This is a genomic window from Magnetospirillum sulfuroxidans (genome assembly GCF_018224925.1).
GTDB lineage: Bacteria > Pseudomonadota > Alphaproteobacteria > Rhodospirillales > Magnetospirillaceae > Magnetospirillum > Magnetospirillum sulfuroxidans.
In genome coordinates this window covers 120,760-140,914 of record NZ_JAGTUF010000009.1, presented here as the reverse complement: position 1 = coordinate 140,914, position 20,155 = coordinate 120,760, and the positions used below count along the sequence as shown (strand labels likewise).

Below are 20,155 nucleotides of genomic sequence, written 5' to 3'. Positions count from 1 at the left end.
ATATAAAAGCCCGTGCCGCTTCGAGGCCGAAGCTGCATAGACAGAGAAACGCTCTCCACTCTTTCCGGGCAAGTCCAGTTTACAGAAGGCCTTTATAGTGCTGTTGTTATTTCCTGGTTTGGCACCTCGAGGAGCCTTTGCGTGAGCTTGCGTACCGCCCCCGACAGCTTTGATATTCTGCTGGTCGAAGACAATCCCGGAGATGCCCGTTTGGCGCAGGAAGCCCTGAAGGAAGGGCGCATGTCCAGCCGCCTGAAGGTGGTGGTCGATGGGGTCGAGGCCATGACCTATCTGCGCCGCGAAGGACCGTTCAGCGACGCGCCGATTCCCAATCTGGTGCTTTTGGACCTTAACCTGCCGCGCAAGGATGGTCGTCAGGTACTGGCTGAAATGAAGGCTGACCCCAACCTGCGTCGCATTCCGGTGGTGGTGCTGACCACCTCGCAGGCCGAGCAGGACATCATGCGTACCTACGACCTTCACGCCAATTGCTATATCACCAAGCCGGTCGATCTGGATCGGTTCATCTCGGTGGTGCGCTCCATCGAGGAGTATTGGTGTTCGGTCGTCACCCTGCCGCCGCGCTGAGGTGACATGGAGCCGGTGGAGCCGCATTCCGGCTGCGTCGTCCTGGTGGTCGAGGATAATCCCGGTGACGCGCGTTTAGTCGAATTGTATCTGCTGGAGGAAGCCAGCTCGCCGTTCCGCGTGCTCAAGGCCGAGCGTCTGGGCGCCGCCCTCGAGATTCTTGCTTCTGTCGCCATTGATGTGGTGCTGTTGGATCTGTCGTTGCCCGATTCGTTCGGCATGCAGACCCTGGAGAGGCTGCGCGCCGCCTCGCCCCTGGTGCCGGTGGTGGTGCTGACCGGCACCAACGACGAGGATTTGGCGCTTCAGGCGCTGCGGCAGGGCGCGCAGGATTATCTGGTCAAGGGGCAAGGTGACGGCAATCTGGTGCGCCGCGCCATTTTTTACGCCATCGAACGTTCCCATGCCGCCGTCGCCTTGCGCCGTTCGGAAAGCCGCTTTCGGACCTTGTTCGCCAATGCCGGCATCGGTGTCGTGCTGGCCGACGCCCAGGGCCGCATGGTCGAGGCCAACCCGGCTTTTCTGTCCATGGTCGGCTATACCGACGCCGAATTGCGCGGCGAGAAATTTCGCGCGATCACCCATCCCGACGATATCGGTCTGAACGATGCGTTGCGGGCCGAGGTTCTGGCCGGACAGCGCGAGGAATTCGAACTGACCAAGCGCTATATCGGCAAGGATGGCCGTCTGATCTGGGCCAAGCTGACCTGTACGGTCATGCGCGAAGCCGACGGGGCTCAGCCCTATACGGTGACGGTGGTCGAAGACATTACCGAACGCAAGCGGTTGGAAGACAGCATGCGGCTGGCGGCCACGGTGTTCGAAAATTCCGGTGACGGCCTTTTCGTCACCGATGCCGACAATCACATCGTTCACGTCAATCCAGCCTTTACCCTGATCACCGGCTATGATGCCGACGAGGTTTTAGGCCGGAATCCGCGTATTCTCGCTTCGGGCCGTCATGATCGCGACTTCTTTGTCCAGTTGTGGGCGGCATTGACCGAATGTGGCAAATGGCAGGGCGAAATCTGGGATCGCCGCAAGGATGGCGAGATGTTTGCCGGCTGGCAAAGTATCGCCGTGGTTCGCGACGCCGAAGGCAAGGTGCAGAATTACGTGGCGGTCCTTAGCGACATCACCTTGCGGAAACAGGTCGAGGAGCGGCTGTCCTATGCCGCCAACCACGATCCGCTGACTCGCCTGCCCAATCGCAGCTTGTTTCAGGAACGCCTGACCCGCGCCATCGCCCGCGCCCAGCGCAATCAGAATCTGGTGGCGTTGCTGTTCATCGATCTTGATCATTTCAAACAGGTCAACGACACCATGGGCCACTTGGCGGGCGACATGCTGTTGCAGCAGGTGGCCGAGCGGTTGTCATCTTGTATTCGCCAGGGCGATACGGTGGCGCGGCTGTCGGGAGATGAATTCACCATCATCTTGGAAGATGTCCAAGACCCGCGCGATGCCGCCGTCGTCGGTCACAAGGTGTTGCGCCGGTTACAAGAGCCGATCAAGTTGAGCGGCGGTGAGGCGCATATCAGTTCCTCTATCGGCGTGTCGCTGTATCCCAGCGATGCCGGCGATCCCAATACCTTGCTGAAATTGGCCGATGCCGCCATGTACCGGGCCAAGCATTTGGGCCGAAACGGCTGCCAATTTCATTCCGAGGCGGTCAACGCTCAGGCTTTCGAGCGTCTGGCCCTGGAAAACGCTTTGCGCAACGCGGTCGAGCAAGATCAGTTCCTGCTGCATTATCAGCCGATCTTCGATGTGAAAAGCGGCCGTCCGGTGGCGGTCGAGGCATTGCTGCGCTGGCGTCATCCCGAGGTCGGGGTGGTCGCCCCCAATCAGTTCCTGGCCTTGGCCGAAGAAACCGGCATGATCGTTTCCATCGGTCGCTGGGTGTTCGAACAGGCCTGTCGGCAGGTTAAGCTGTGGCGCGACAGCGGTCATGCCGATCTGCGGCTGCACATCAATCTTTCATCCCGCCAGCTGCGCCAGCCCGACTTGATCGAGGTGGTCGCCGGTGCGCTTGAGGTTTCGCAATTGCCGCCCCAGGCCTTGGTTTTGGAAGTTCTGGAAAGCTGCGTTGTCGATAAGGCTTTCGATCCGTCGTCGCTGTTCGCCCGCTTTGCCGCCTTGGGGGTGGGGCTGGCCATCGACGAATTCGGCTCTGGCTATTCGTCCTTCGCTTTCCTGCGCCGCTTGCCGGTGACCATCTTGAAGGTGGCGCAAGGCTTTGTCCGCAATTTGTCCAATTCCGAGGATGAAAGCGAAATCGTCACCGCCATCGTCGCCCTGGCCCGTGGCCTGCACATGACCGTGGTGGCGCCGGGGATCGAGAACAAGGCGCAGCTTGATTTGCTGACCGGTTTCGGTTGCGACAAGGTGCAAGGGTTCTTGCTGTCCAAACCGCAAGCCGCGGCCGAGATGACCGGGTTTCTCGCCGATAAGCGCTTGCCTGCCGCCCTAAGCCCGTGGAGTGCGTCATGAAGTTGGTTCGGTGGGGGGCTGTTGGGGCCGAACGCCCCGGTCTGATCGCCGCCGGCGATGGCGGTTTGCGTGATTTGTCGGCCCATTGTGCCGATATCCGGGCCGATCTGGATTTTTCCGCCTTGCGGGGGCTTGACCCAGCCAGCTTGCCGCGAGTCGATGGCTCGCCCCGTTTGGGAGTGCCGGTGGCGGCGATCGGCAATGTTTTGTGCATCGGCCTGAATTATCGCGATCATGCGGCGGAAACCGGCCTGGCTTTGCCGGGCGAGCCGGTGGTGTTTTCCAAGCATACCGGCGCCCTGGCCGGCCCCCATGATGCGCTGACCATGCCGGCCGGGACGGCCAAGCTGGATTGGGAAGTGGAACTGGCGGTGCTGATCGGCCGCCCGGCGTGGCAGATCGACGAAAGCGCGGCTCTTGCCCATGTGGCCGGTTACATGACCGCCAATGATATTTCCGCCCGCGACTGGCAGATGGAACGGGGCGGACAGTGGATCAAGGGCAAGTCCGGGCCGGGATTTTGCCCGTTGGGGCCGTATCTGGTCACCGCCGACGAAATCGCCGATCCGCAATCCTTGCCGCTGTGGACCGAGGTCAACGGTGTGCGCAAACAAAATGGCAGCACCAAGGACATGGTATTTGGCGTCGCCACCATCATCGCCCATCTGTCGCATTTCATGCCGTTGGCGGCCGGGGACGTCATCTTGACCGGGACGCCGGCCGGCGTCGGTCTGGGCCGGGGCGAGTTTCTGGGCGCGGGCGATATCATGGAAGTGGGTGTCCATGGCCTGGGCCGGCAACGGACATTGATCGCCTGAGCGTCACGTCACGTCGAGACGGTATAAGGGGCGTTTGCACGCTTGCTGGGTGAACTGTCCTTGACGATGTGCATCCGTTATGGTCACCATCCGGTATGACCAAAGACGCTCTCGCCCCCGCCGCCGCCGACCATCGTACCCGCGTTTCCGACCGCGTCGCTGATCGCATTCTTGCCCGCATCGCCTCGGGCGAATGGGCGGTGGGCCAACGTCTGCCGGGTGAACGTCAACTGGCCGAGGACATGGGGGTGTCGCGGGTTTCCGTGCGCGCCGCGTTGCAGACCTTGAAAACCCAAGGCCTGTTGGATGCGGTTCAAGGCGGCGGGACTCGGGTGGTGGCCAATGCTGCGTGCATGGACGCCTCGCTGGCGCAACTGGTCAAGGCTAATCACGAAACCCTGGCCGATTTGGCCGAAATCCGGGGGCAAATCGAGGTGTGGGCGGCACGCCGCGCCGCTGCCAACGCCACGCCGGCCAATCTGGCCGAACTGGCCGAGGTGATGGCCTCGACCGAGGCCGATATCAATGCCGGCAAACATAAGACCGAAAACGACATCCGCTTTCATCTGGCGGTGGCCAAGGCGTCGGGCTCGACGGTCTATATGCATGTGATGGGGGTCTTTCGCGGCATCTTGCAGCAGATGCTTGATTATCATCGCTACGAGATGTTTCCGACCGCCGCCGACGACCAGACCATTCTCAGCCATCATCGGGCCATTTATGACGCCATCGTTGCCGGCGACGCCGATGCCGCCGCCGCTGCCATGCAGGCCCATCTTGGTTGGGTGGTCGCCCGCTATCGCACCGTGCAGAACCGACGCAGCGGCGCCGAGATCTGATCCGGCCACCCCGTTGGGTGGTGGAAACCCGTCATCGAGGCGCGGTAGGCGGCCGCCTTCGCCTCTGCTATGGTGCGGCGGTCAATTCAACGAATTGTGCACTGACTGATTCAGGTGGGGCAGGCTCGTCTGCATCAGTCAGTGCACAGCCGCAATCCGTTTAAGGACGCAAAATGCGCAGAACCAGAAAAGCCAAGATCATCGCCACTTTGGGGCCGGCCTCGTCGACGGCCCAAGGGATTGAAAGCCTGTTTCGGGCTGGCGCCGATGTCTTTCGCCTGAATTTCAGCCACGGCACCCATGCCGACCACCAAGCCCGCTACGACACCATTCGCGCCCTGGAAAGAAAGATCGGTCGTCCGATCGGCGTCCTCGCCGATTTGCAGGGGCCGAAATTGCGGGTGGGCAAATTCGCCGAGGGGAAGATCAAGTTGGAAACCGGCGGCACGTTCCGTCTGGATTTGCAGCCGGATCTGGGCGATGTCACCCGTGCGCCATTGTTGCACCCCGAAGTGTTCGCGGCCATGAACGTGGGCACCGAATTGCTGCTTGACGATGGCAAGTTGCGGTTGCGGGTCGAGAAGCATGGCGGTGATTTCGCCGAGACTCGGGTCATCGTCGGCGGCGAATTGTCCAATCACAAGGGCGTCAACGTGCCAAACGTGGTGCTGCCGATCTCGCCCTTGACCGACAAGGACAAGGCCGATTTGGATTTCGCCGTCGATATGGGCGCCGACTGGATCGCCTTGTCGTTCGTCCAGCGCCCCAGCGATGTTTTGGAAGCGCGCAAGCTGATCGCCCGCAAGGTGGGCAGCCGGGTGCGGCTGTTGTCCAAGCTGGAAAAGCCGTCGGCCATTGATTATCTGGACGAGATCGTCGAATTGTCCGACGCGGTGATGGTGGCCCGTGGTGATTTGGGGGTGGAATGCCCGCCGGAATCGGTGCCGATCCTGCAAAAGCGCATCGTCAAATGTTGCCGTTCCGCCGGTAAGCCGGTGGTGGTGGCGACCCAGATGCTCGATTCCATGGTTCATTCGCCATCGCCGACCCGGGCCGAGGCTTCCGACGTCGCCACCGCGATCTATGACGGTGCCGATGCGGTGATGCTGTCGGCGGAAACCGCCTCGGGTGAATATCCCGTTGATGCGGTGACCATGATGGATCGCATCATTAACCGGGTCGAGGAAGACGACCATTACCGGGTGATCACCGACGCGTCCCGCACGCAGCCGGAAAACACCACCCGCGACGCCATTTCGGCCGCCGCCCGTCAGGTTGCCCACACCTTGAACGCCGCCGCCGTGGTCACCTTCACCTCGTCCGGTTCCACCACGTTGCGCGCCGCGCGCGAACGGCCGGAGCAATCCATCGTCTCGCTGACCTCCAGCATCGAGGTGGCGCGTCAGTTGGCCTTGGTCTGGGGCACCCATTGCGTTCCCACCCATGAAGTGCGCAGCTTCGCCGAGATGGTCCACACGGCGGCCAAGGCGGCCCAGGACGAAGGCTACGCCCATCCCGGCGACCGCATCGTCATCACCGCCGGGGTTCCCTTTGGCTGTTCGGGGACCACCAATATCTTGCGGGTGGCCGAGATCGAGGAAGGCGGCGAAGTCCTTTAAGCCATGGTGTTTTCCGCCCGCTCCTTGCCCAAGATCATGGGGGCCGGTCTGCTGACCGCCGCCGCCGTGGCTGTCTTGGCCCAATTGGCCGGGATGGGGGCGGCGGGGGGCGGGGCCGCCGGCTGGGCCTTGCCCATTTTGCTGTCGGCCATCGGTCTGTGGTTGGGGGGCTTTTTGCCCGATCACGTCACCGCCTTGGGCTTTTTCGCCTTGCTGTTGCTGTTCAAGCTGGCTCCGCCCGATGTGGTGTTGTCCGGCTTTACCTCGTCGGCGCTGTGGCTGGTGCTGGCCGGGCTGGTGCTTGGTCTGGCCATGGAAGAGACCGGCCTAGGGAAGCGTCTGGCGGCCTTGGCCCATGGGCTTGAGGGCCTGTCCTATGCCAAGCTGGTCGCCGTGGTGGTGTTGATGGGGCTGGCGGCCATCTTCTTCATGCCCTCGGCCACCGGGCGGATCATCATGTTTCTTGGCATTGTTGGGCCGCTGGCCGTGCATCTGGGCTATCAGCCCGGCTCGCGCGGCTATTCCGGTCTGATGCTCGCCGCCGCCTTTGGCACCTTCCTGCCGGCTTTTTCCGTCTTGCCGTCCAATGTCCCCAACATGGTGCTGGCCGGCACGCTGGAAAAACTGACCGGGCAATCGCTGACCTTCGTTGATTTCTTCGTTTTGCATTTCCCGGTGCTTGGCCTGGGGCGGGCGCTGGCGGTGTGGGGGCTGGTTTGTCTGCTTTATGCCGACAAGCCCGGCCCGATCCAAGGCGCCGGCGCCGCCACGCCGGGGCCGATGAGCCGGGGAGAGCGCCGTTTGGCCCTGATCTTGGTGGTGGCGGTCTGTCTGTGGGTGACTGATTCCTGGCATCATGTTTCCCCCGCCTGGGTCGCCCTGGCCGGGGCGGTGCTATGCTTGGTTCCCGGTTTGGGGATGCTGGGGCGCGATGCCCTGCGCAAGGTCAATCTGTCGTTGATCTTGCATGTCGGCGCCGTCATCGGTTTGGGGGCGGTGGCCAACAAGCTGGGCCTGGGGGCGTGGATGGCGGAAACCATCTTGGGTTGGATGCCGCTTTCCGGCCAAGGGGGAATGCATGATTGGGCGGTTCTGGTGGCCTTGCCCATGCTGCTGGGGGTCCTGACCACGGCGCCGGGGGTGCCGGCGGTGCTGGTGCCCATGGCCGATGTCCTGGCCGCACGTTCGGGGTTTTCCGTCGTCAACACCGCCATGTTGCAGGTGCCGGGCCTGTCCACCATCTTGTTGCCGCATCAGGTGCCGCCTTTGATGGCGGCGATCCCGATTTCCGGCGTTCCGTACCACGAATTCGTGCGTCTGTGCCTGCTGATGGCCGGCATCTCGGTGGTTATCTTGCTGCCCTTGGACGCGCTGTGGTGGATGGTGTTGGGGCGGATGTAAAACAAAAAAGCCGGAGGGCCTTGGCCGCTCCGGCTTTTGTCGTCTCAATCGCCTCAGACCAGATCGATGGTGTAATTCTCGATCACGGTATTGGTCAGCAATTGCTTGCACATCTGCTCGACCATTTCGCGGGCCTTGGCCGGGTCGGTCTCGGCCAGATCCAATTCGATGAACTTGCCCTGACGGACGTCGTTGACGCCGGCAAAGCCCAGCGAGCCCAAAGCGTGCTGCACGGCCTTGCCCTGGGGATCAAGGACGCCGTTCTTCAAAGTGATGTGAACCTTGGCTTTCACGGGACTATTCCTTTGTCAGCTTACTGCATCATTTCCGGGCCCTTCAGGTCGCGCGGGCCGCCTTCGGGCAGAATGCCCAGGCGACGCGCCACTTCCTGATAGGCGTCTTCGACATTGCCGAGATCGCGACGGAAACGGTCTTTGTCCATTTTCTCGCCGGTCTTGAGATCCCACAGACGACAATTGTCGGGGCTGATTTCATCGGCCAGAACGATCTGCATGTCGTCGCCATTGTACAGACGACCGAATTCCAGCTTGAAATCAACCAGACGGATGCCGACGCCCAAGAACAAACCGGTCAGGAAGTCGTTGACGCGCAACGACATGGACATCAGTTCGTCGATATCTTGGGTGGTGGCCCAGCCAAAGGCGGTGATGTGTTCTTCCGCCACCATGGGATCGCCCAGGGCGTCGGACTTGAAATAATATTCGACGATGGAGCGCGGCAGCGGCGTGCCTTCGGACAGGCCAAAGCGCTGGGCCAGCGAGCCGGCCGAGATGTTGCGAACAACCACTTCCAGCGGGATGATCTCGACTTCGCGCACCAATTGTTCGCGCATGTTCAAGCGGCGAACGAAGTGGGTGGGGATACCGATCTCGCCCAACTTGATCATCAGATATTCGCTGATCCGGTTGTTCAGAACACCCTTGCCGGTGATGGTGCCCTTCTTCTTGTTGTTGAAGGCGGTGGCATCATCCTTGAAATATTGAACCAGGGTGCCGGGCTCGGGGCCTTCGAAAAGGACCTTGGCCTTACCTTCGTAAATCTGTCTGCGTCGAGCCATGGGAAACTTCCGGATCGAAAGGGCGCAGCCTGTGGCGGCAACGCCGGGGAAACAAGAAGCGCGGGGCCTTATCGGCCCCGTCGCTTATGGGCTTGGTATAGCAGGGATGAGCGGGCGAAACAATTGGCCCGTGGCGTCGCGGCATGCGGCGGCGGCGATCAAGCCGCTTTAGGCTGGTGATGATCGTGTTGGGTGATGAAGGTGGCCAGTTTGGCCGCTTCGGGACTGGAATCGTCGAAGCGGACGCGCATGCCGCCGTCCAGTCTTTCGATCACTTGGAACGCCAAGGCGCCGGGCAGCCCAGGGATGCGCACTATTCCCCGGTCGCCGCCCAGCAGGGACGGCACGGCGAACATACGGCTGCCGCATCGAGAGAGATCGGCCATGCGGGCGGCGATGGTGGCGTCGCCAATCTGGATTTCAACTGATTGTCCCAGGGCAATGCGCGGATTGTGGCGACGATCAACTTCGGGAGCGGCGGTGCGCACCACCTCGTTGAGATTGCTTTTCAGCTCGCGCACCCGGACCGAGATGCTTTCCAACTGGTGCTGCACCAAGTCGGCGGATTGGCCGGTGGATTGGGCATCGCTGGCGACGCTGGCAATGCGCTGAGCCACTTCCTCGGCGGCGTGGGAGGTTTGCACCACGTTGCGGACGATTTCCAGGGTGGCGGCGTCTTGTTCCTCCACCGCGGCGGCGATGGAATTGGTGATGCCGCTGATTTCCTCGATGCTGCCGGTGATGCCGGCGATGGCTTGGGCCACCTGTCGGCCGATGGTCTGCAAGGCCGTCACCTCGCGGCTGATTTCCTCGGTCGAGCGGGCGGTTTGGGTGGCGAGGCCCTTGACCTCATGTGCGACCACGGCAAAGCCCTTGCCGGCCTCGCCGGCGCGGGCGGCTTCAATGGTGGCATTCAACGACAACATGTTGGTCTGTTCGGCGATGGCATTGATCAGTTTGGCCACATCGCCGATACGGGCCATGGCATCGGAAAGTTGGTGCACGGTCTCGGCGCTTTCCCGCGCCGAATGAACGATGCCCGAAACCACCTGAGTCGACAAAGTCGCTTGCGAGCCGATTTCACGGATAGAAGCCGACAATTCCTCGGCGGCGCCGGCGACCGCCTGGGCATTGCGCAGCGCCTGTTCGGCGGCGGCGGCGACGCCTTGGCTGTTTTCGCCCACTTGTTGGGCCGAATGGGCCATGTCGGTGGCCAGATCCCGCATTTGTATGGTTTCGCGGGCGACATTGTCCACCGCTTCGGCGGTTTCCACCTCGACGGTATCGGCCATGTCCAGCAATGCTTGGCGGCGGGCGCTTTCGGCCTGTTGCGCCTGTGCCGCCTGTTCCGCCTGCATGGCCAAGATGCGTCGGGCGTTGGCGCGGAACTGGGCCAAGGCGTGGGCGATGGGACCGAATTCATCCTTGCGGTCATGGTGGAGGTTCAAGGGCTGGTCGTGGCGTTCGGCCAGCACGGCGTCCACATCTTGGGCGAGCAGACGGAACAAGCGCGACAATTGCCATGCCAGGGCAACGCCGACCATGGCGGCCAAAGCCAGGCCGATGGCGCCGGCAATGGTCAATGTGGTCGACACTCGGTGGTTGCTGGCCTCCACCCGTTGAGCGGCTTCATTCAGACCGGTCAGCGCATTGGTGGTTTCCTGTTCGATCAACTCGGCGACCTGATCCAGGTTCTGGTGCATCAGTTCCGCGGTTTGGTCGAATTGCGGCATCAATTTATTGCCCCCGGGCGCGCCATCGGCGATGTAGGCCTCGGCCATCTTGCGGCCGGTCTCGTAATAGGGGGAGAAGGCGCGCTCGGCATCGGTAATGGCGCCGTCGATGGTCTTGAGATCAAGAGCGCGGGCGGCGGAATGTGCCTGGGCACTGGCGGCGGCAAAATCTTGGGCGGCTGCTGCTGCCTTGTCGAAGCCGTCATCCAGGCCGTCTTGGCCGCGGGTGGCGGAAATGTCGCTAAGGAATTGCTGGAGCTGCGCCACTTGCAGGTTCATGTCCTTGATGGCGCCGAACAGCTTGATGGAATAGGAGGAAACCGTATTCGTGCGCGCGCTGATTTCGCTTAGGAGAGGCCTTTGGTCGTTGACGGCGCGGCCGCTCAACCAACTGGTGACGGCGAAGACGGCGACAACAATGGTGAGGCCTGTAACAATCTGCGCGCGAATATTCATGATTCTAAAGTCCTACAAGTATCATACTTTAGTATGAATACGAATAGCATGTTCGGCGCAGGGGAAACAACCAAATAAAACTAATTAAATTAGCGAATACGCCTTCTGGTCTGGTGCGCCGGAGGCGAACCACCAGCGTGGGGAAGCTTCCGATCCCATTTCCGGCAGGGCGATCAGCGAGGATGAGACGGTGCCGAAACCGCTGGGGCGCAGAAAGCACATGGCGGCGGTTTCTTCGGTGTCCGACCCTTCGCCGCCATCGGCCATCAGACTTTGCCATGCCTGCCAGTCTCCGGCCTCGGGATCGGGCGGAGAGGCCGCCTGGAAGCGCGGCAGGTAGGCGGCCAGTCGGGGGCTGGCGGTATCGTCCAGATCCATGGCCGAGATCATGTGCAGGCCGGGGGCGATGGCGGCGACCTGGATTGGGCCGCGGCCTTCGGATTTGATCCAAAACGCATCGCGATTATCGGCGAGGATCAGGTTGAACGGGCGCCAGGCGCGGCCGTTCAGATCGGCGAAGGCCCTGGCCGCCTCGGCGGCGTCGGCATGGTCAAGGGCGTCAAGCACCAGTTCCCCGCGTGAACGTTTGCCCGGCGCCGGACCCAATGTGCCAACTCGGTTGAGGATGGCGGCGACGACGCCGTGATCGTTCATGCCCAGCCATGATCCTTGGGCCAGTTCGTCCAGTCCGGCGATGATTTCCGGGCGGTCGGGCCAATGGCGGGCCGGGGCTTTCCAAGGGCGTCCGGCCATTTCATCCCGGTTGGCGGCGACCAGGATCGGCCAAGGATGATCGGGGCGGCGTAACAAAACCAAAGTGCACATGCGAAAATCCGGTTTCGGGGCGAGTAAATGACGGCTATAACACGTTCGCCGCTCTGGCAAAGGGTTCAAACGACAACCACTTCCAAGATAAGTGGGGCATAAAGGGAAGTCGCCTGCCATGACCACGTTCGACGATCGCGAAAAGGGTTTCGAGGCCAAGTTCAAGCTTGATCAGGAAATGCAGTTCAAGGCGAACGTGCGCCGCGATAAGCTGTTGGGCCTGTGGGCGGCCGAACAGATGGGGATTTCCGGCGATGCTGCCCTGGCTTATGCCTTGTCGGTGGTTGACGCCGAATTCAGCGAGCCCGACCACGACGCCACCCACAAGGTCGCCCGCGACCTGGCCGCGAAAGGCGTGGTGATCGAGGATCGCCTGTTTCAAAAGGAAGTGCAGCGCTGCCAAAATTTGGCGATGGCCCAGCTGACCGAGGAAATGAAGCGCTGATTTCACCCCGGCGCTGAAAATCGAAGGCCCGCCAGAGCATCCTCTGGCGGGCCTTTTTGTCAGGCGCGGCCGAAGACCCGGCGGAAAATGGTATCGACGTGCTTGGTATGGTAGGTCAGGTCGAACATGGCTTCCACCTGATCGGCGGTGACCGCTTTGGCCACGTCGGCGTCAGCCTTCAGATTGGCCAGGAACATCCCCTTGGTTTCCAGGCCCTGGCCGGCGGCGTCCCACACCTTCATGGCGTTGCGCTGGACCAGGCGATAGGCGTCTTCGCGCGACACCCCGGCCTGGGTCAGGGCCAACAGGACACGCTGCGAGAAGATCAGGCCGCCCAACTGGTTCAGGTTGCGCTCGACCACGTCGGGATAGACCACCAGCTTGTCGATGACATTGGTCAGACGGGCCAGGGCGAAGTCCAAGGTGATGGTGGCATCGGGGCCGATATAGCGTTCGACCGAGGAATGCGAGATATCGCGTTCGTGCCAAAGCGCTACGTTTTCCATGGCCGGCACCACATAGGCGCGGACCATGCGGGCCAGACCGGTCAGATTTTCGGTCAGCACCGGGTTGCGCTTGTGCGGCATGGCCGAGCTGCCCTTTTGCCCAGGCGAGAAAAACTCTTCGGCCTCGCGCACTTCGGTGCGCTGCATGTGGCGGATTTCCACGGCGACGCGTTCAATCGAGCTGGCGATGGTGCCCAAGGTGGCGAAATATTGGGCGTGACGGTCACGCGGGATGACCTGGGTCGACAGCGGCTCGGGGGCCAAGCCCAGCTTGGCCGCCACGTGCTCTTCAACGCGGGGGTCGATATTGGCGAAGGTGCCGACGGCGCCGGAAATGGCGCAGGTGGCGATGTCGGCGCGTGCCGCTTGCAGGCGGGTTTTGTTGCGCTGGAATTCGGCGTGGAAGCTGGCGAATTTCAGGCCGATGGTCACCGGCTCGGCATGGATGCCGTGCGAACGACCCATGCAGGCGAGATCCTTGAACTCGAAGGCGCGCTTTTCCAGCGCCGCCAGCAAGGCGTCAAGATCGGCCAGCAAAATATCGGCGGCCTGGGTCATCTGCACCGACAGGCAGGTGTCAAGCACGTCGGACGAGGTCATGCCCTGGTGGACGAAGCGCGAATCGGCGCCGATATGTTCGGCCAACTCGGTCAGGAAGGCGATGACGTCGTGCTTGGTCTCGGCCTCGATGGCGTCGATGCGGGCGATGCGCGCGGGCGTGTAGGGCAGGTCACCCTTGGCCCACACCGCCTGGGCTGAATCCTTGGGGATCACCCCGATCTCGGCCAGAGCGTCACAGGCGTGCGCCTCGATCTGGTACCAGATGCGGAACTTGTTGGCGGCTTCCCAGATGGCGGACATCTGCGGGCGGGAATAACGCGAAATCGACATGATCGGGCCTCGGCTGGATAGGACGGCGCGGACGAAGAGTGGGGGTTATGGCAAAAAACCGCCAACCTTGCAAAGGTGACGGTGCTGTGACGGTGGAATTAAATCAGACTTGGCGCGGCCGGCCGTAATGGACGAAATCGCTCCAGGTGCGTTCCAGCCGCAGCATGGTGTCGACGGTGCCTTGCAGGGCCTTGGCCGAATCCTCGTCGCCGAACACCGCCGACAGATCGTCTTGCAAGGTGCGGACGGAATTACACAAATCCAGCCCCTTGTCGGTCAGCTTCAAGCGGACCGAGCGGCGGTCGTGGGGCGAACGTTCCTGCGTCAAATAACCGTATTCGGTCAGGCCCTTGATGTTGTAGGAAACATTGGAGCCTTGATAGTAGCCGCGATCCTTGAGGTCGCGAATGACCACTTCGTTTTCACCGATGTTGTACAGCAGCAAAGCCTGAACCGCATTGATGTCTTCGATGCCCAAACGACGCAATTCCGTTCTCAACACGTCAAGGAAATGACGATGCAGACGTTCGATCAGGCGGATGATTTCAAAATACGGCTTGGTCATGGGGCGCGAGTATAGGTGCAACCCCGCAGAGCGCCAACAGGGATTTTTAATGAACTGGAGTATTTCCCATCGTCGCCGGGGATTGTATTGTGCAAATCCCCTGTCCCTTTTGGGAAACGTCGCCTATGGCCGAGGAAAACGCTGCCGCCGACAGGCGGTCCAAACCGACGATCATTACCGTCTTCAATCAGAAAGGCGGCGTCGGCAAGACCACCAGCAGCGTCAATCTGGCGGTCTGCATGGCGGCGCTGGGCAAGCGCGTGGTGCTGGTCGATCTGGACAGTCAAAGTAACGCCACCACCAATGTCGGGGTGACTCCGCCGATTTCCACCGGCGCTTATCAATTGATCACCGGGCGGGCGCCGCTGGATGAGTGCTTGCGCAAGACCGATTACGACAATCTGCGTCTGGTCGGCGGCTCGGACGAATTGGCCTGGGCCGACATCGAATTGGCCATGCAGCCGGAATGTCAGGGTATCCTGAGTGGGGTTCTGGCCACGGCGCCGGACGATATCGACATCGTGGTGATCGATTGCCCGCCAGCCCCCGGCATCGTTTCGGTCAATGCCCTGGTCGCCGCCGATGTGGTGGTGATGCCGGTGATGCCCAGCCCGCATGCCTTGGATGGCCTGCATAAGGCGTGGTGGAACGTCAACCGGGTGCGGTCGCATTACAATCACGACCTGCACACCATCAACATCGTGCTGACCATGACCGAGGACGGCCCGCTGACTCAGCGCCTGACCGAGGATATCATCGCCGAGTTCGGTCCCCGTGTCATGCCGGTGCTGGTGCCGCGCGACAACGTGGTGATCGAAGCCGCCGCTCGTGATTTGCCGGTGGTGTCGATGGCGCCGCAATCGCCGCCGGCCCGTGCCTATTTGCGGCTGGCCGAATTGCTGTTGACGCGGGTGTTGCATATGACCGGCGGCGCAGAGGAAAGCCGGTTGTCGGACGCGCTGGAACACGAGACCGCCGCCGACAAACTGGCGGTATGGTCGGCGGAGCTGAACGGCCGGCGCTCGGATCTGACCATTCCCCAACCGGGTGAGATGCCTGATCCCGGCTGGACCAAGGCGCCGGAATTGACGGCCGAGGTGCTTGGCCCTGGTGCCGGTTGGAAGATCGGCGCCGGGCTGATGCTGATCGTGCTGGGGGCGGTGCTTGGTTTCGCCGCCGCCGCCGCTTGGTATCAATTCCCCACGGGCTGAGCCGCCGCGAAGACTTCCTTGGCGGCGAACAGGCCGTTCAAGGCGGCGGGAAAACCGGCATAGACGGCCATTTGCATGATGATCTCGACGATTTCGTCGCGGTTTAGTCCGACATTGAGGCCGGCTTGAATGTGGACCTTCAATTGCGGGCTGGCATTGCCGAGTGCGGTCAACGCCGCGATGGTGGCGATTTCACGCGCCCGCAGATCCAGGTGCGGGCGGCTGTAAATGTCGCCAAAGGGAAACTCGATCAGGTAACGGGCGAAATCGGGGGCAATGTCGGCCAAGGATTCGACCACCTTATGCCCGCCATCGCCGTCGATTTCACCCAAGACCCGGTATCCGCGTTCAAAGCGGCTTTCAGTCGTGTCACTCATGGTTTTGGCCCTTAAGTTGTGGCGCGGCATAGCCGGCGATCTTGGCGTCGAGAACCAGCAGGGATTCCTGTAAGCCGGCCACATGGGCGCGGACCTGCTGACGATGGTGTTCCAGCAATTGACGGCGTTCGCCCGCGGTTTCGCTGCCCTGTTGACGCAGCCGGGCATAGCGCAGCATGTCGCGAATCGGCATTCCGGTGGTTTTCAGTCGGGTCAGGAACCCGATCCAGGTCAGGATGGCGTCGTCGTAATCGCGATGGCTGGATTGGTCGCGATCCGCCATCGGCAGCAGGCCGATCCGCTCGTAGTAACGGATGGTGTGGACCGATAATCCGCACCGCTTCGCCAGTTCGCCAATCTTCATCGGTCCCGTCCGCTGGTTTCAACACGGCCCAGGCTAGGACTTCGAGCGCACTCGAAGTCAAGGGCGTTTATGCCCGGTCCAGCCGACGCAGGAAAACCTCGACCGTATCGACGGAATGGTCGCCATAACGATGGCGCAAGGGGGCGGGGGCGCTGATCAGGGTGGCGCGCAGATCGGCGAACAGGGCGCGCATCAATTCGGCGAAACCGTGTTCGGTCAGTTGCCAATGGCCGTCGGCGCCGTCGGCGCTTTTGCCCAGATGTGAGTTGACCACGGCCAGCAGCCATTCGCGCCGCCGTTCAAAATTGCCGAAGTAATGGGCGACGACCATCAGCACGTCGGTGGTCAGCGCATGGGTTTGCGGGTCGGCGTGGATGGCTTGCCAATCATGGCCCGATCCAGTGCGGTGGCGATCAAGGATCGCCTGGGATTTGCTTTGGCATTGTTCGTAAAGGGCGGGGCCGATCATCTTGTCGATGGCCATGTTGAAGCCGGGAATGACCCGTCGCGACAACAATCCCTGGCCGCCGTCACCGCCCTGGCGTGGCGGAAACAGGTGAGCGAAGGCCTTCATCAGCACGCGGTCGAACGGGCGTTTGCGCGTGCTTTCCCATTGCTTGGCCTCACGCGTGGCCGAACAGGTGTCGTATGACCGGCGATAGGTGGATTGGAAGCGACCGAACTCGGCGGTCATGACGGCTTCGGCCAAGTGGCGGATGTCGTCGGCGGTCAGCGCCCCGCGCTTGGCGGCCTCGACCTCCAGGCGGGTGGTGAAGTGGCCGATCATGGTGTTGGCGATAGCTTCGCAGGCCTTGGGGCCGGCGGGGGCGTTACTGCTGCTCATGCCCTTTCTCCCGATGCCCATGAAGATTAGCAGGAATTGACAGTGCGGGCACCGGACCATAGGCTCGGCCCATGTTTTTCACGGGTGCGCCTTCGATGTCAGATTCCTTGTCCATTGCTTTTGCCCAGATCAATCCGGTGGTTGGCGACATCGTCGGCAACGTCGCCCGTATTCGCGCCGCCCGCGCTCGGGCGGCCGAGGACGGCGCCCAATTGGTGGTGTTTCCCGAATTGGTGGTTTCGGGCTACCCGCCCGAGGATCTGGTGCTTAAGGCGGCCTTTCTTGACGCGGTCGAACAAGCGGTGGAGGACTTGGCCGCCGATACAGCCGACAATGGTCCGGCTTTGCTGGTGGGGGCGCCGTGGCGGGTGGCGGGACGGGTGCACAACGCCGCGCTTTTGCTCGACCATGGTCGCGTCGCCGCCAGCCGGTTGAAGCATCACTTGCCCAATTACGGCGTGTTCGATGAAGCCCGCGTCTTCGCCCCCGGCCCGGTGCCCGGCCCCATCCAGTTCCGTGGCACGCGCTTGGGCGTGCTGGTGTGCGAGGATATGTGGTACGCCGATGTGGCCGAGACCCTGGCCGAATGCGGCGCCGAAATCCTGGTGGTGCCCAATGGCTCGCCGTTCGAGATGGACAAGGTCGGCGTGCGTCTGGATCGGGCGCGTTCCCGCGTGGCCGAAACCGGCCTGCCGCTGATTTATGTCAATCAGTTGGGTGGCCAGGATGAATTGGTGTTCGACGGCGCGTCCTTTGCCTTAGATGGCAAGGGCGAGGTGCTGATCCGTCTGCCGGCGTGGTCCGAGCAGGTGGTCACCACCCAGTGGCGCAAGGAAAACGGCACGTGGACGGCCAGCGGCCCCATCGCCCCGGTGCCCGAACGGGACGAGGATCTGTATCAGGCCATGGTCATGGGCCTGCGCGATTATGTCGGCAAAAACGGTTTCCCCGGCGTCGTGCTGGGGCTGTCGGGCGGCATCGATTCGGCCCTGGCGGCGGCGGTGGCGGCTGATGCCTTGGGCGCGGACAAGGTGTGGTGCGTGATGATGCCGTCGCCTTACACCAGTCAGGAAAGTCTGGACGATGCCGAAGGCGTCGCCCGAATGCTGGGCTGCCGCCTCGACACCATCAATATCGGTCCGGCCATGGCCGCTTTTGACCAAATGCTGGCGCCGCATTTCGCCGGCACCAATGCCGACATCACCGAGGAAAACCTGCAATCGCGGGCACGCGGCGTGACCTTGATGGCGTTGTCCAATAAATTCGGTCCCATGGTGCTGTCGACCGGCAACAAAAGCGAGATGAGCACCGGCTATGCCACTTTGTACGGTGACATGTGCGGCGGCTATGCGGTGTTGAAGGATGTCTATAAGACCGCCGTCTTCGCCGTTTGCCGCTGGCGTAACGGCCATGTGCCGGCCGGCGCGTTGGGTCCGAACGGTCCGGTGATGCCGGAACGGGTCATCACCAAACCGCCCTCGGCCGAGTTGAAGCCGGACCAGAAAGACCAGGATACCTTGCCGCCCTATGATGTCCTGGATGGCATTTTGTCGTGCCTGATCGAGGACGAAAACAGCGTCGAGACCATCGTCGGCAAAGGCTATGACGAAGCGATGGTACGCAGGGTCTGGCGCATGCTGGACCGGGCGGAGTATAAGCGTCGTCAGGCGCCCCCCGGCGTCAAGATCACCGGCCGGTCGTTCGGCAAGGATCGACGTTATCCCATCACCAACGGGTTCACCAAAACCATATGACAGTCATCGTCCGCTTCGCCCCTTCTCCCACCGGGCTTTTGCACGTGGGCAACGCCCGCGTCGCCTTGATCAACTGGCTGTTCGCCAAGGCGCATGGCGGCTATTTCATGCTGCGCTATGACGACACCGACCAAGCCCGCTCGACCGAGGAATTCGCCGAGGCCATCGGCGCCGATCTGTCGTGGCTGGGCCTTGTCTGGGACAAGAAAGCCTGGCAATCCAAGCGGCTGGATCAATACGCCGCCGCCGCCGACAAGCTCAAGGCCGACGGCCGATTGTATGCGTGCTGGGAAACGCCGGACGAGCTGGATTTCAAACGCAAGCGCCAGCTGGCCCGTGGCCTGCCGCCGGTCTATGACCGTTCCGGCCTGCATGTGTCGGCCGCCGATCGCGCCAAGTACGAAGCCGAGGGCCGCCAACCCCATTGGCGCTTCAAGCTCGAGCACAAGGATGTTCGCTGGGACGATTTGACCCGCGGCGACAGCCATGTCAATTGCACCTCGCTGTCCGATCCGGTGCTGATCCGCGGCGACGGGACCTACCTGTACACCTTGCCCAGCGTTGTCGATGACATCGAGTTCGAGGTCAGCCACATCATCCGTGGCGAAGATCACGTCACCAATTCGGCCCCGCAAATCCAGTTGTTCCAAGCGCTGGGGGCGGTGCCGCCCGCCTTCGCCCATCTGCCGTTGTTGACCGATATTTCGGGGGCCGGCTTGTCCAAGCGTTTAGGCTCGCGCTCGTTGGCCGATCTGCGCGAGCAGGGGATCGAGGCGATGGCGGTTAATTCGCTGCTGGCCAAGCTGGGGACCTCGGACGCCATCGAAATTCGGTCGAGCTTGGACCAATTGGTGGACGAATTCGATATCGGCCATTTCAGCCGCGCCACCCCTAAATTCGATCCCAACGAGTTGGCGCACCTGAACGCCAAGCTGTTGCACACCTTGCCTTTTTCTCAAGTGGCTCCGCGTCTGGCGGCCTTGGGATTGGAACAGGCGGACGAAGCGTTTTGGGACGCGGTCAAGGCCAATCTGGCCGGTATCGGCGATGCCGCCCAGTGGTGGCCGGTGGTCGCCGGCCCGATTACGCCCGTCGTCGAGGACGGGGCTTTCTTGGCCCAAGCGGCGGCGGTGCTGCCCGAAGGCCCCTGGGATCACGCCACCTGGGGGGCGTGGACCAATGCCGTCAAGCAGGCGAGCGGCCGCAAGGGGCGCGAATTGTTCCACCCGTTGCGGCTGGCGCTGACCGGGCGCGAAAACGGCCCCGAGCTGAAATTGCTGTTGCCGCTGATCGGCCGGGACAAGGCGTCGGCGCGCCTGTCCGGGCAAATCGCGTAAGGGAGAGGTCG

General features: G+C 62.2%; 19 protein-coding genes. 10 read left to right on the top strand and 9 right to left on the bottom strand.

Annotated features, from left to right (window positions below; genetic code table 11):
- The first annotated feature begins 141 nt into the window (after window positions 1-141).
- The 6 genes from KEC16_RS11295 (at window position 142) to KEC16_RS11270 (ending at window position 7,758) form a co-directional block, all read left to right on the top strand.
- A complete protein-coding gene (locus KEC16_RS11295; RefSeq protein ID WP_211548905.1) occupies window positions 142-588 on the top strand; it encodes a response regulator in 447 nt (148 codons plus the stop codon).
- Window positions 589-594: 6 nt separating this feature from the next.
- The gene (locus KEC16_RS11290; protein WP_211548903.1) at window positions 595-3,081 is read left to right on the top strand and encodes an EAL domain-containing protein; all 2,487 of its coding nucleotides are present in this window, start codon (window positions 595-597) and stop codon (window positions 3,079-3,081) included.
- Entirely contained in the window at window positions 3,078-3,899 is an 822-nt protein-coding gene (locus tag KEC16_RS11285; protein WP_211548901.1) for a fumarylacetoacetate hydrolase family protein, read from the top strand. Before KEC16_RS11290 ends, KEC16_RS11285 begins: the two co-directional genes overlap by 4 nt.
- A gap of 95 nt (window positions 3,900-3,994) precedes the next feature.
- Window positions 3,995-4,738 carry a FadR/GntR family transcriptional regulator gene (locus KEC16_RS11280; protein ID WP_211548899.1) on the top strand — a complete coding sequence of 248 codons (744 nt, stop codon included), beginning with the start codon at window positions 3,995-3,997 and terminating at the stop codon, window positions 4,736-4,738.
- A gap of 173 nt (window positions 4,739-4,911) precedes the next feature.
- Entirely contained in the window at window positions 4,912-6,357 is a 1,446-nt protein-coding gene (gene pyk, locus KEC16_RS11275; RefSeq protein WP_211548897.1) for a pyruvate kinase, read from the top strand.
- A gap of 3 nt (window positions 6,358-6,360) precedes the next feature.
- Window positions 6,361-7,758 carry an SLC13 family permease gene (locus tag KEC16_RS11270; protein WP_211548895.1) on the top strand — a complete coding sequence of 466 codons (1,398 nt, stop codon included), beginning with the start codon at window positions 6,361-6,363 and terminating at the stop codon, window positions 7,756-7,758.
- A 53-nt stretch (window positions 7,759-7,811) separates the two neighbouring features.
- Here KEC16_RS11270 and purS read toward each other — a convergent pair whose 3' ends face one another.
- The 4 genes from purS to KEC16_RS11250 form a co-directional block, all read right to left on the bottom strand.
- Window positions 7,812-8,051 (bottom strand): phosphoribosylformylglycinamidine synthase subunit PurS, encoded by a 240-nt coding sequence (gene purS / locus KEC16_RS11265; RefSeq protein WP_211548893.1) that lies wholly within the window; start codon window positions 8,049-8,051, stop codon window positions 7,812-7,814.
- A gap of 20 nt (window positions 8,052-8,071) precedes the next feature.
- On the bottom strand, window positions 8,072-8,836 hold the full coding sequence (gene purC / locus KEC16_RS11260; protein WP_211548892.1) for a phosphoribosylaminoimidazolesuccinocarboxamide synthase: 765 nt from the start codon (window positions 8,834-8,836) through the stop codon (window positions 8,072-8,074).
- A 158-nt stretch (window positions 8,837-8,994) separates the two neighbouring features.
- Window positions 8,995-11,025 (bottom strand): methyl-accepting chemotaxis protein, encoded by a 2,031-nt coding sequence (locus KEC16_RS11255; protein ID WP_211548890.1) that lies wholly within the window; start codon window positions 11,023-11,025, stop codon window positions 8,995-8,997.
- An 84-nt stretch (window positions 11,026-11,109) separates the two neighbouring features.
- Window positions 11,110-11,850 (bottom strand): NRDE family protein, encoded by a 741-nt coding sequence (locus KEC16_RS11250; protein WP_211548888.1) that lies wholly within the window; start codon window positions 11,848-11,850, stop codon window positions 11,110-11,112.
- A 118-nt stretch (window positions 11,851-11,968) separates the two neighbouring features.
- On the opposite strand from KEC16_RS11250, the gene KEC16_RS11245 reads away from it, so the two are divergent.
- Window positions 11,969-12,295 carry a DUF1476 domain-containing protein gene (locus tag KEC16_RS11245; RefSeq protein ID WP_211548886.1) on the top strand — a complete coding sequence of 109 codons (327 nt, stop codon included), beginning with the start codon at window positions 11,969-11,971 and terminating at the stop codon, window positions 12,293-12,295.
- Window positions 12,296-12,354: 59 nt separating this feature from the next.
- Here KEC16_RS11245 and purB read toward each other — a convergent pair whose 3' ends face one another.
- Window positions 12,355-13,692 (bottom strand): adenylosuccinate lyase, encoded by a 1,338-nt coding sequence (purB, locus tag KEC16_RS11240; RefSeq protein WP_211548884.1) that lies wholly within the window; start codon window positions 13,690-13,692, stop codon window positions 12,355-12,357.
- Between the two features lie 103 nt (window positions 13,693-13,795).
- Window positions 13,796-14,257, bottom strand: a complete 462-nt coding sequence (locus KEC16_RS11235) for a MarR family winged helix-turn-helix transcriptional regulator (protein WP_211548882.1) — start codon at window positions 14,255-14,257, stop codon at window positions 13,796-13,798.
- Window positions 14,258-14,382: 125 nt separating this feature from the next.
- Here KEC16_RS11235 and KEC16_RS11230 point away from each other — a divergent pair, with 125 nt between their 5' ends.
- Complete coding sequence (locus tag KEC16_RS11230) at window positions 14,383-15,468, top strand: ParA family protein (protein WP_211548880.1); 1,086 nt, start codon at window positions 14,383-14,385, stop codon at window positions 15,466-15,468.
- Here the strand turns inward: KEC16_RS11230 and KEC16_RS11225 are convergent.
- From KEC16_RS11225 to KEC16_RS11215, 3 genes are all read right to left on the bottom strand, one after another.
- Complete coding sequence (locus tag KEC16_RS11225; protein ID WP_211548878.1) at window positions 15,450-15,845, bottom strand: carboxymuconolactone decarboxylase family protein; 396 nt, start codon at window positions 15,843-15,845, stop codon at window positions 15,450-15,452. The two genes, KEC16_RS11230 and KEC16_RS11225, sit on opposite strands and share 19 nt — an antisense overlap.
- Window positions 15,838-16,209 carry a MerR family transcriptional regulator gene (locus KEC16_RS11220; RefSeq protein ID WP_211548876.1) on the bottom strand — a complete coding sequence of 124 codons (372 nt, stop codon included), beginning with the start codon at window positions 16,207-16,209 and terminating at the stop codon, window positions 15,838-15,840. The genes KEC16_RS11225 and KEC16_RS11220 overlap by 8 nt, the downstream gene beginning before the upstream one ends.
- 67 nt (window positions 16,210-16,276) lie before the next feature.
- A complete protein-coding gene (locus KEC16_RS11215; protein ID WP_249209106.1) occupies window positions 16,277-17,053 on the bottom strand; it encodes a hypothetical protein in 777 nt (258 codons plus the stop codon).
- Between the two features lie 95 nt (window positions 17,054-17,148).
- Here KEC16_RS11215 and KEC16_RS11210 point away from each other — a divergent pair, with 95 nt between their 5' ends.
- Both KEC16_RS11210 and gltX read left to right on the top strand, forming a co-directional pair.
- Window positions 17,149-18,807 (top strand): NAD+ synthase, encoded by a 1,659-nt coding sequence (locus tag KEC16_RS11210; protein ID WP_211548871.1) that lies wholly within the window; start codon window positions 17,149-17,151, stop codon window positions 18,805-18,807.
- Complete coding sequence (gene gltX, locus KEC16_RS11205) at window positions 18,804-20,144, top strand: glutamate--tRNA ligase (RefSeq protein ID WP_211548869.1); 1,341 nt, start codon at window positions 18,804-18,806, stop codon at window positions 20,142-20,144. Before KEC16_RS11210 ends, gltX begins: the two co-directional genes overlap by 4 nt.
- The last annotated feature ends 11 nt before the right edge of the window (window positions 20,145-20,155 follow it).

Bases quoted from the DNA above. Each gene is read 5' to 3' on its own strand.
- KEC16_RS11290 (WP_211548903.1), top strand. From the start codon at position 595: ATGGAGCCGGTGGAGCCGCATTCCGGCTGCGTCGTCCTGGTGGTCGAG.
- KEC16_RS11285 (WP_211548901.1), top strand. From the start codon at position 3,078: ATGAAGTTGGTTCGGTGGGGGGCTGTTGGGGCCGAACGCCCCGGTCTG.
- KEC16_RS11280 (WP_211548899.1), top strand. From the start codon at position 3,995: ATGACCAAAGACGCTCTCGCCCCCGCCGCCGCCGACCATCGTACCCGC.
- pyk (WP_211548897.1), top strand. From the start codon at position 4,912: ATGCGCAGAACCAGAAAAGCCAAGATCATCGCCACTTTGGGGCCGGCC.
- KEC16_RS11270 (WP_211548895.1), top strand. From the start codon at position 6,361: ATGGTGTTTTCCGCCCGCTCCTTGCCCAAGATCATGGGGGCCGGTCTG.
- purC (WP_211548892.1), bottom strand. From the start codon at position 8,836: ATGGCTCGACGCAGACAGATTTACGAAGGTAAGGCCAAGGTCCTTTTC.
- KEC16_RS11255 (WP_211548890.1), bottom strand. From the start codon at position 11,025: ATGAATATTCGCGCGCAGATTGTTACAGGCCTCACCATTGTTGTCGCC.
- KEC16_RS11250 (WP_211548888.1), bottom strand. From the start codon at position 11,850: ATGTGCACTTTGGTTTTGTTACGCCGCCCCGATCATCCTTGGCCGATC.
- KEC16_RS11245 (WP_211548886.1), top strand. From the start codon at position 11,969: ATGACCACGTTCGACGATCGCGAAAAGGGTTTCGAGGCCAAGTTCAAG.
- purB (WP_211548884.1), bottom strand. From the start codon at position 13,692: ATGTCGATTTCGCGTTATTCCCGCCCGCAGATGTCCGCCATCTGGGAA.
- KEC16_RS11235 (WP_211548882.1), bottom strand. From the start codon at position 14,257: ATGACCAAGCCGTATTTTGAAATCATCCGCCTGATCGAACGTCTGCAT.
- KEC16_RS11230 (WP_211548880.1), top strand. From the start codon at position 14,383: ATGGCCGAGGAAAACGCTGCCGCCGACAGGCGGTCCAAACCGACGATC.
- KEC16_RS11225 (WP_211548878.1), bottom strand. From the start codon at position 15,845: ATGAGTGACACGACTGAAAGCCGCTTTGAACGCGGATACCGGGTCTTG.
- KEC16_RS11220 (WP_211548876.1), bottom strand. From the start codon at position 16,209: ATGAAGATTGGCGAACTGGCGAAGCGGTGCGGATTATCGGTCCACACC.
- KEC16_RS11215 (WP_249209106.1), bottom strand. From the start codon at position 17,053: ATGAGCAGCAGTAACGCCCCCGCCGGCCCCAAGGCCTGCGAAGCTATC.
- KEC16_RS11210 (WP_211548871.1), top strand. From the start codon at position 17,149: ATGTCAGATTCCTTGTCCATTGCTTTTGCCCAGATCAATCCGGTGGTT.
- gltX (WP_211548869.1), top strand. From the start codon at position 18,804: ATGACAGTCATCGTCCGCTTCGCCCCTTCTCCCACCGGGCTTTTGCAC.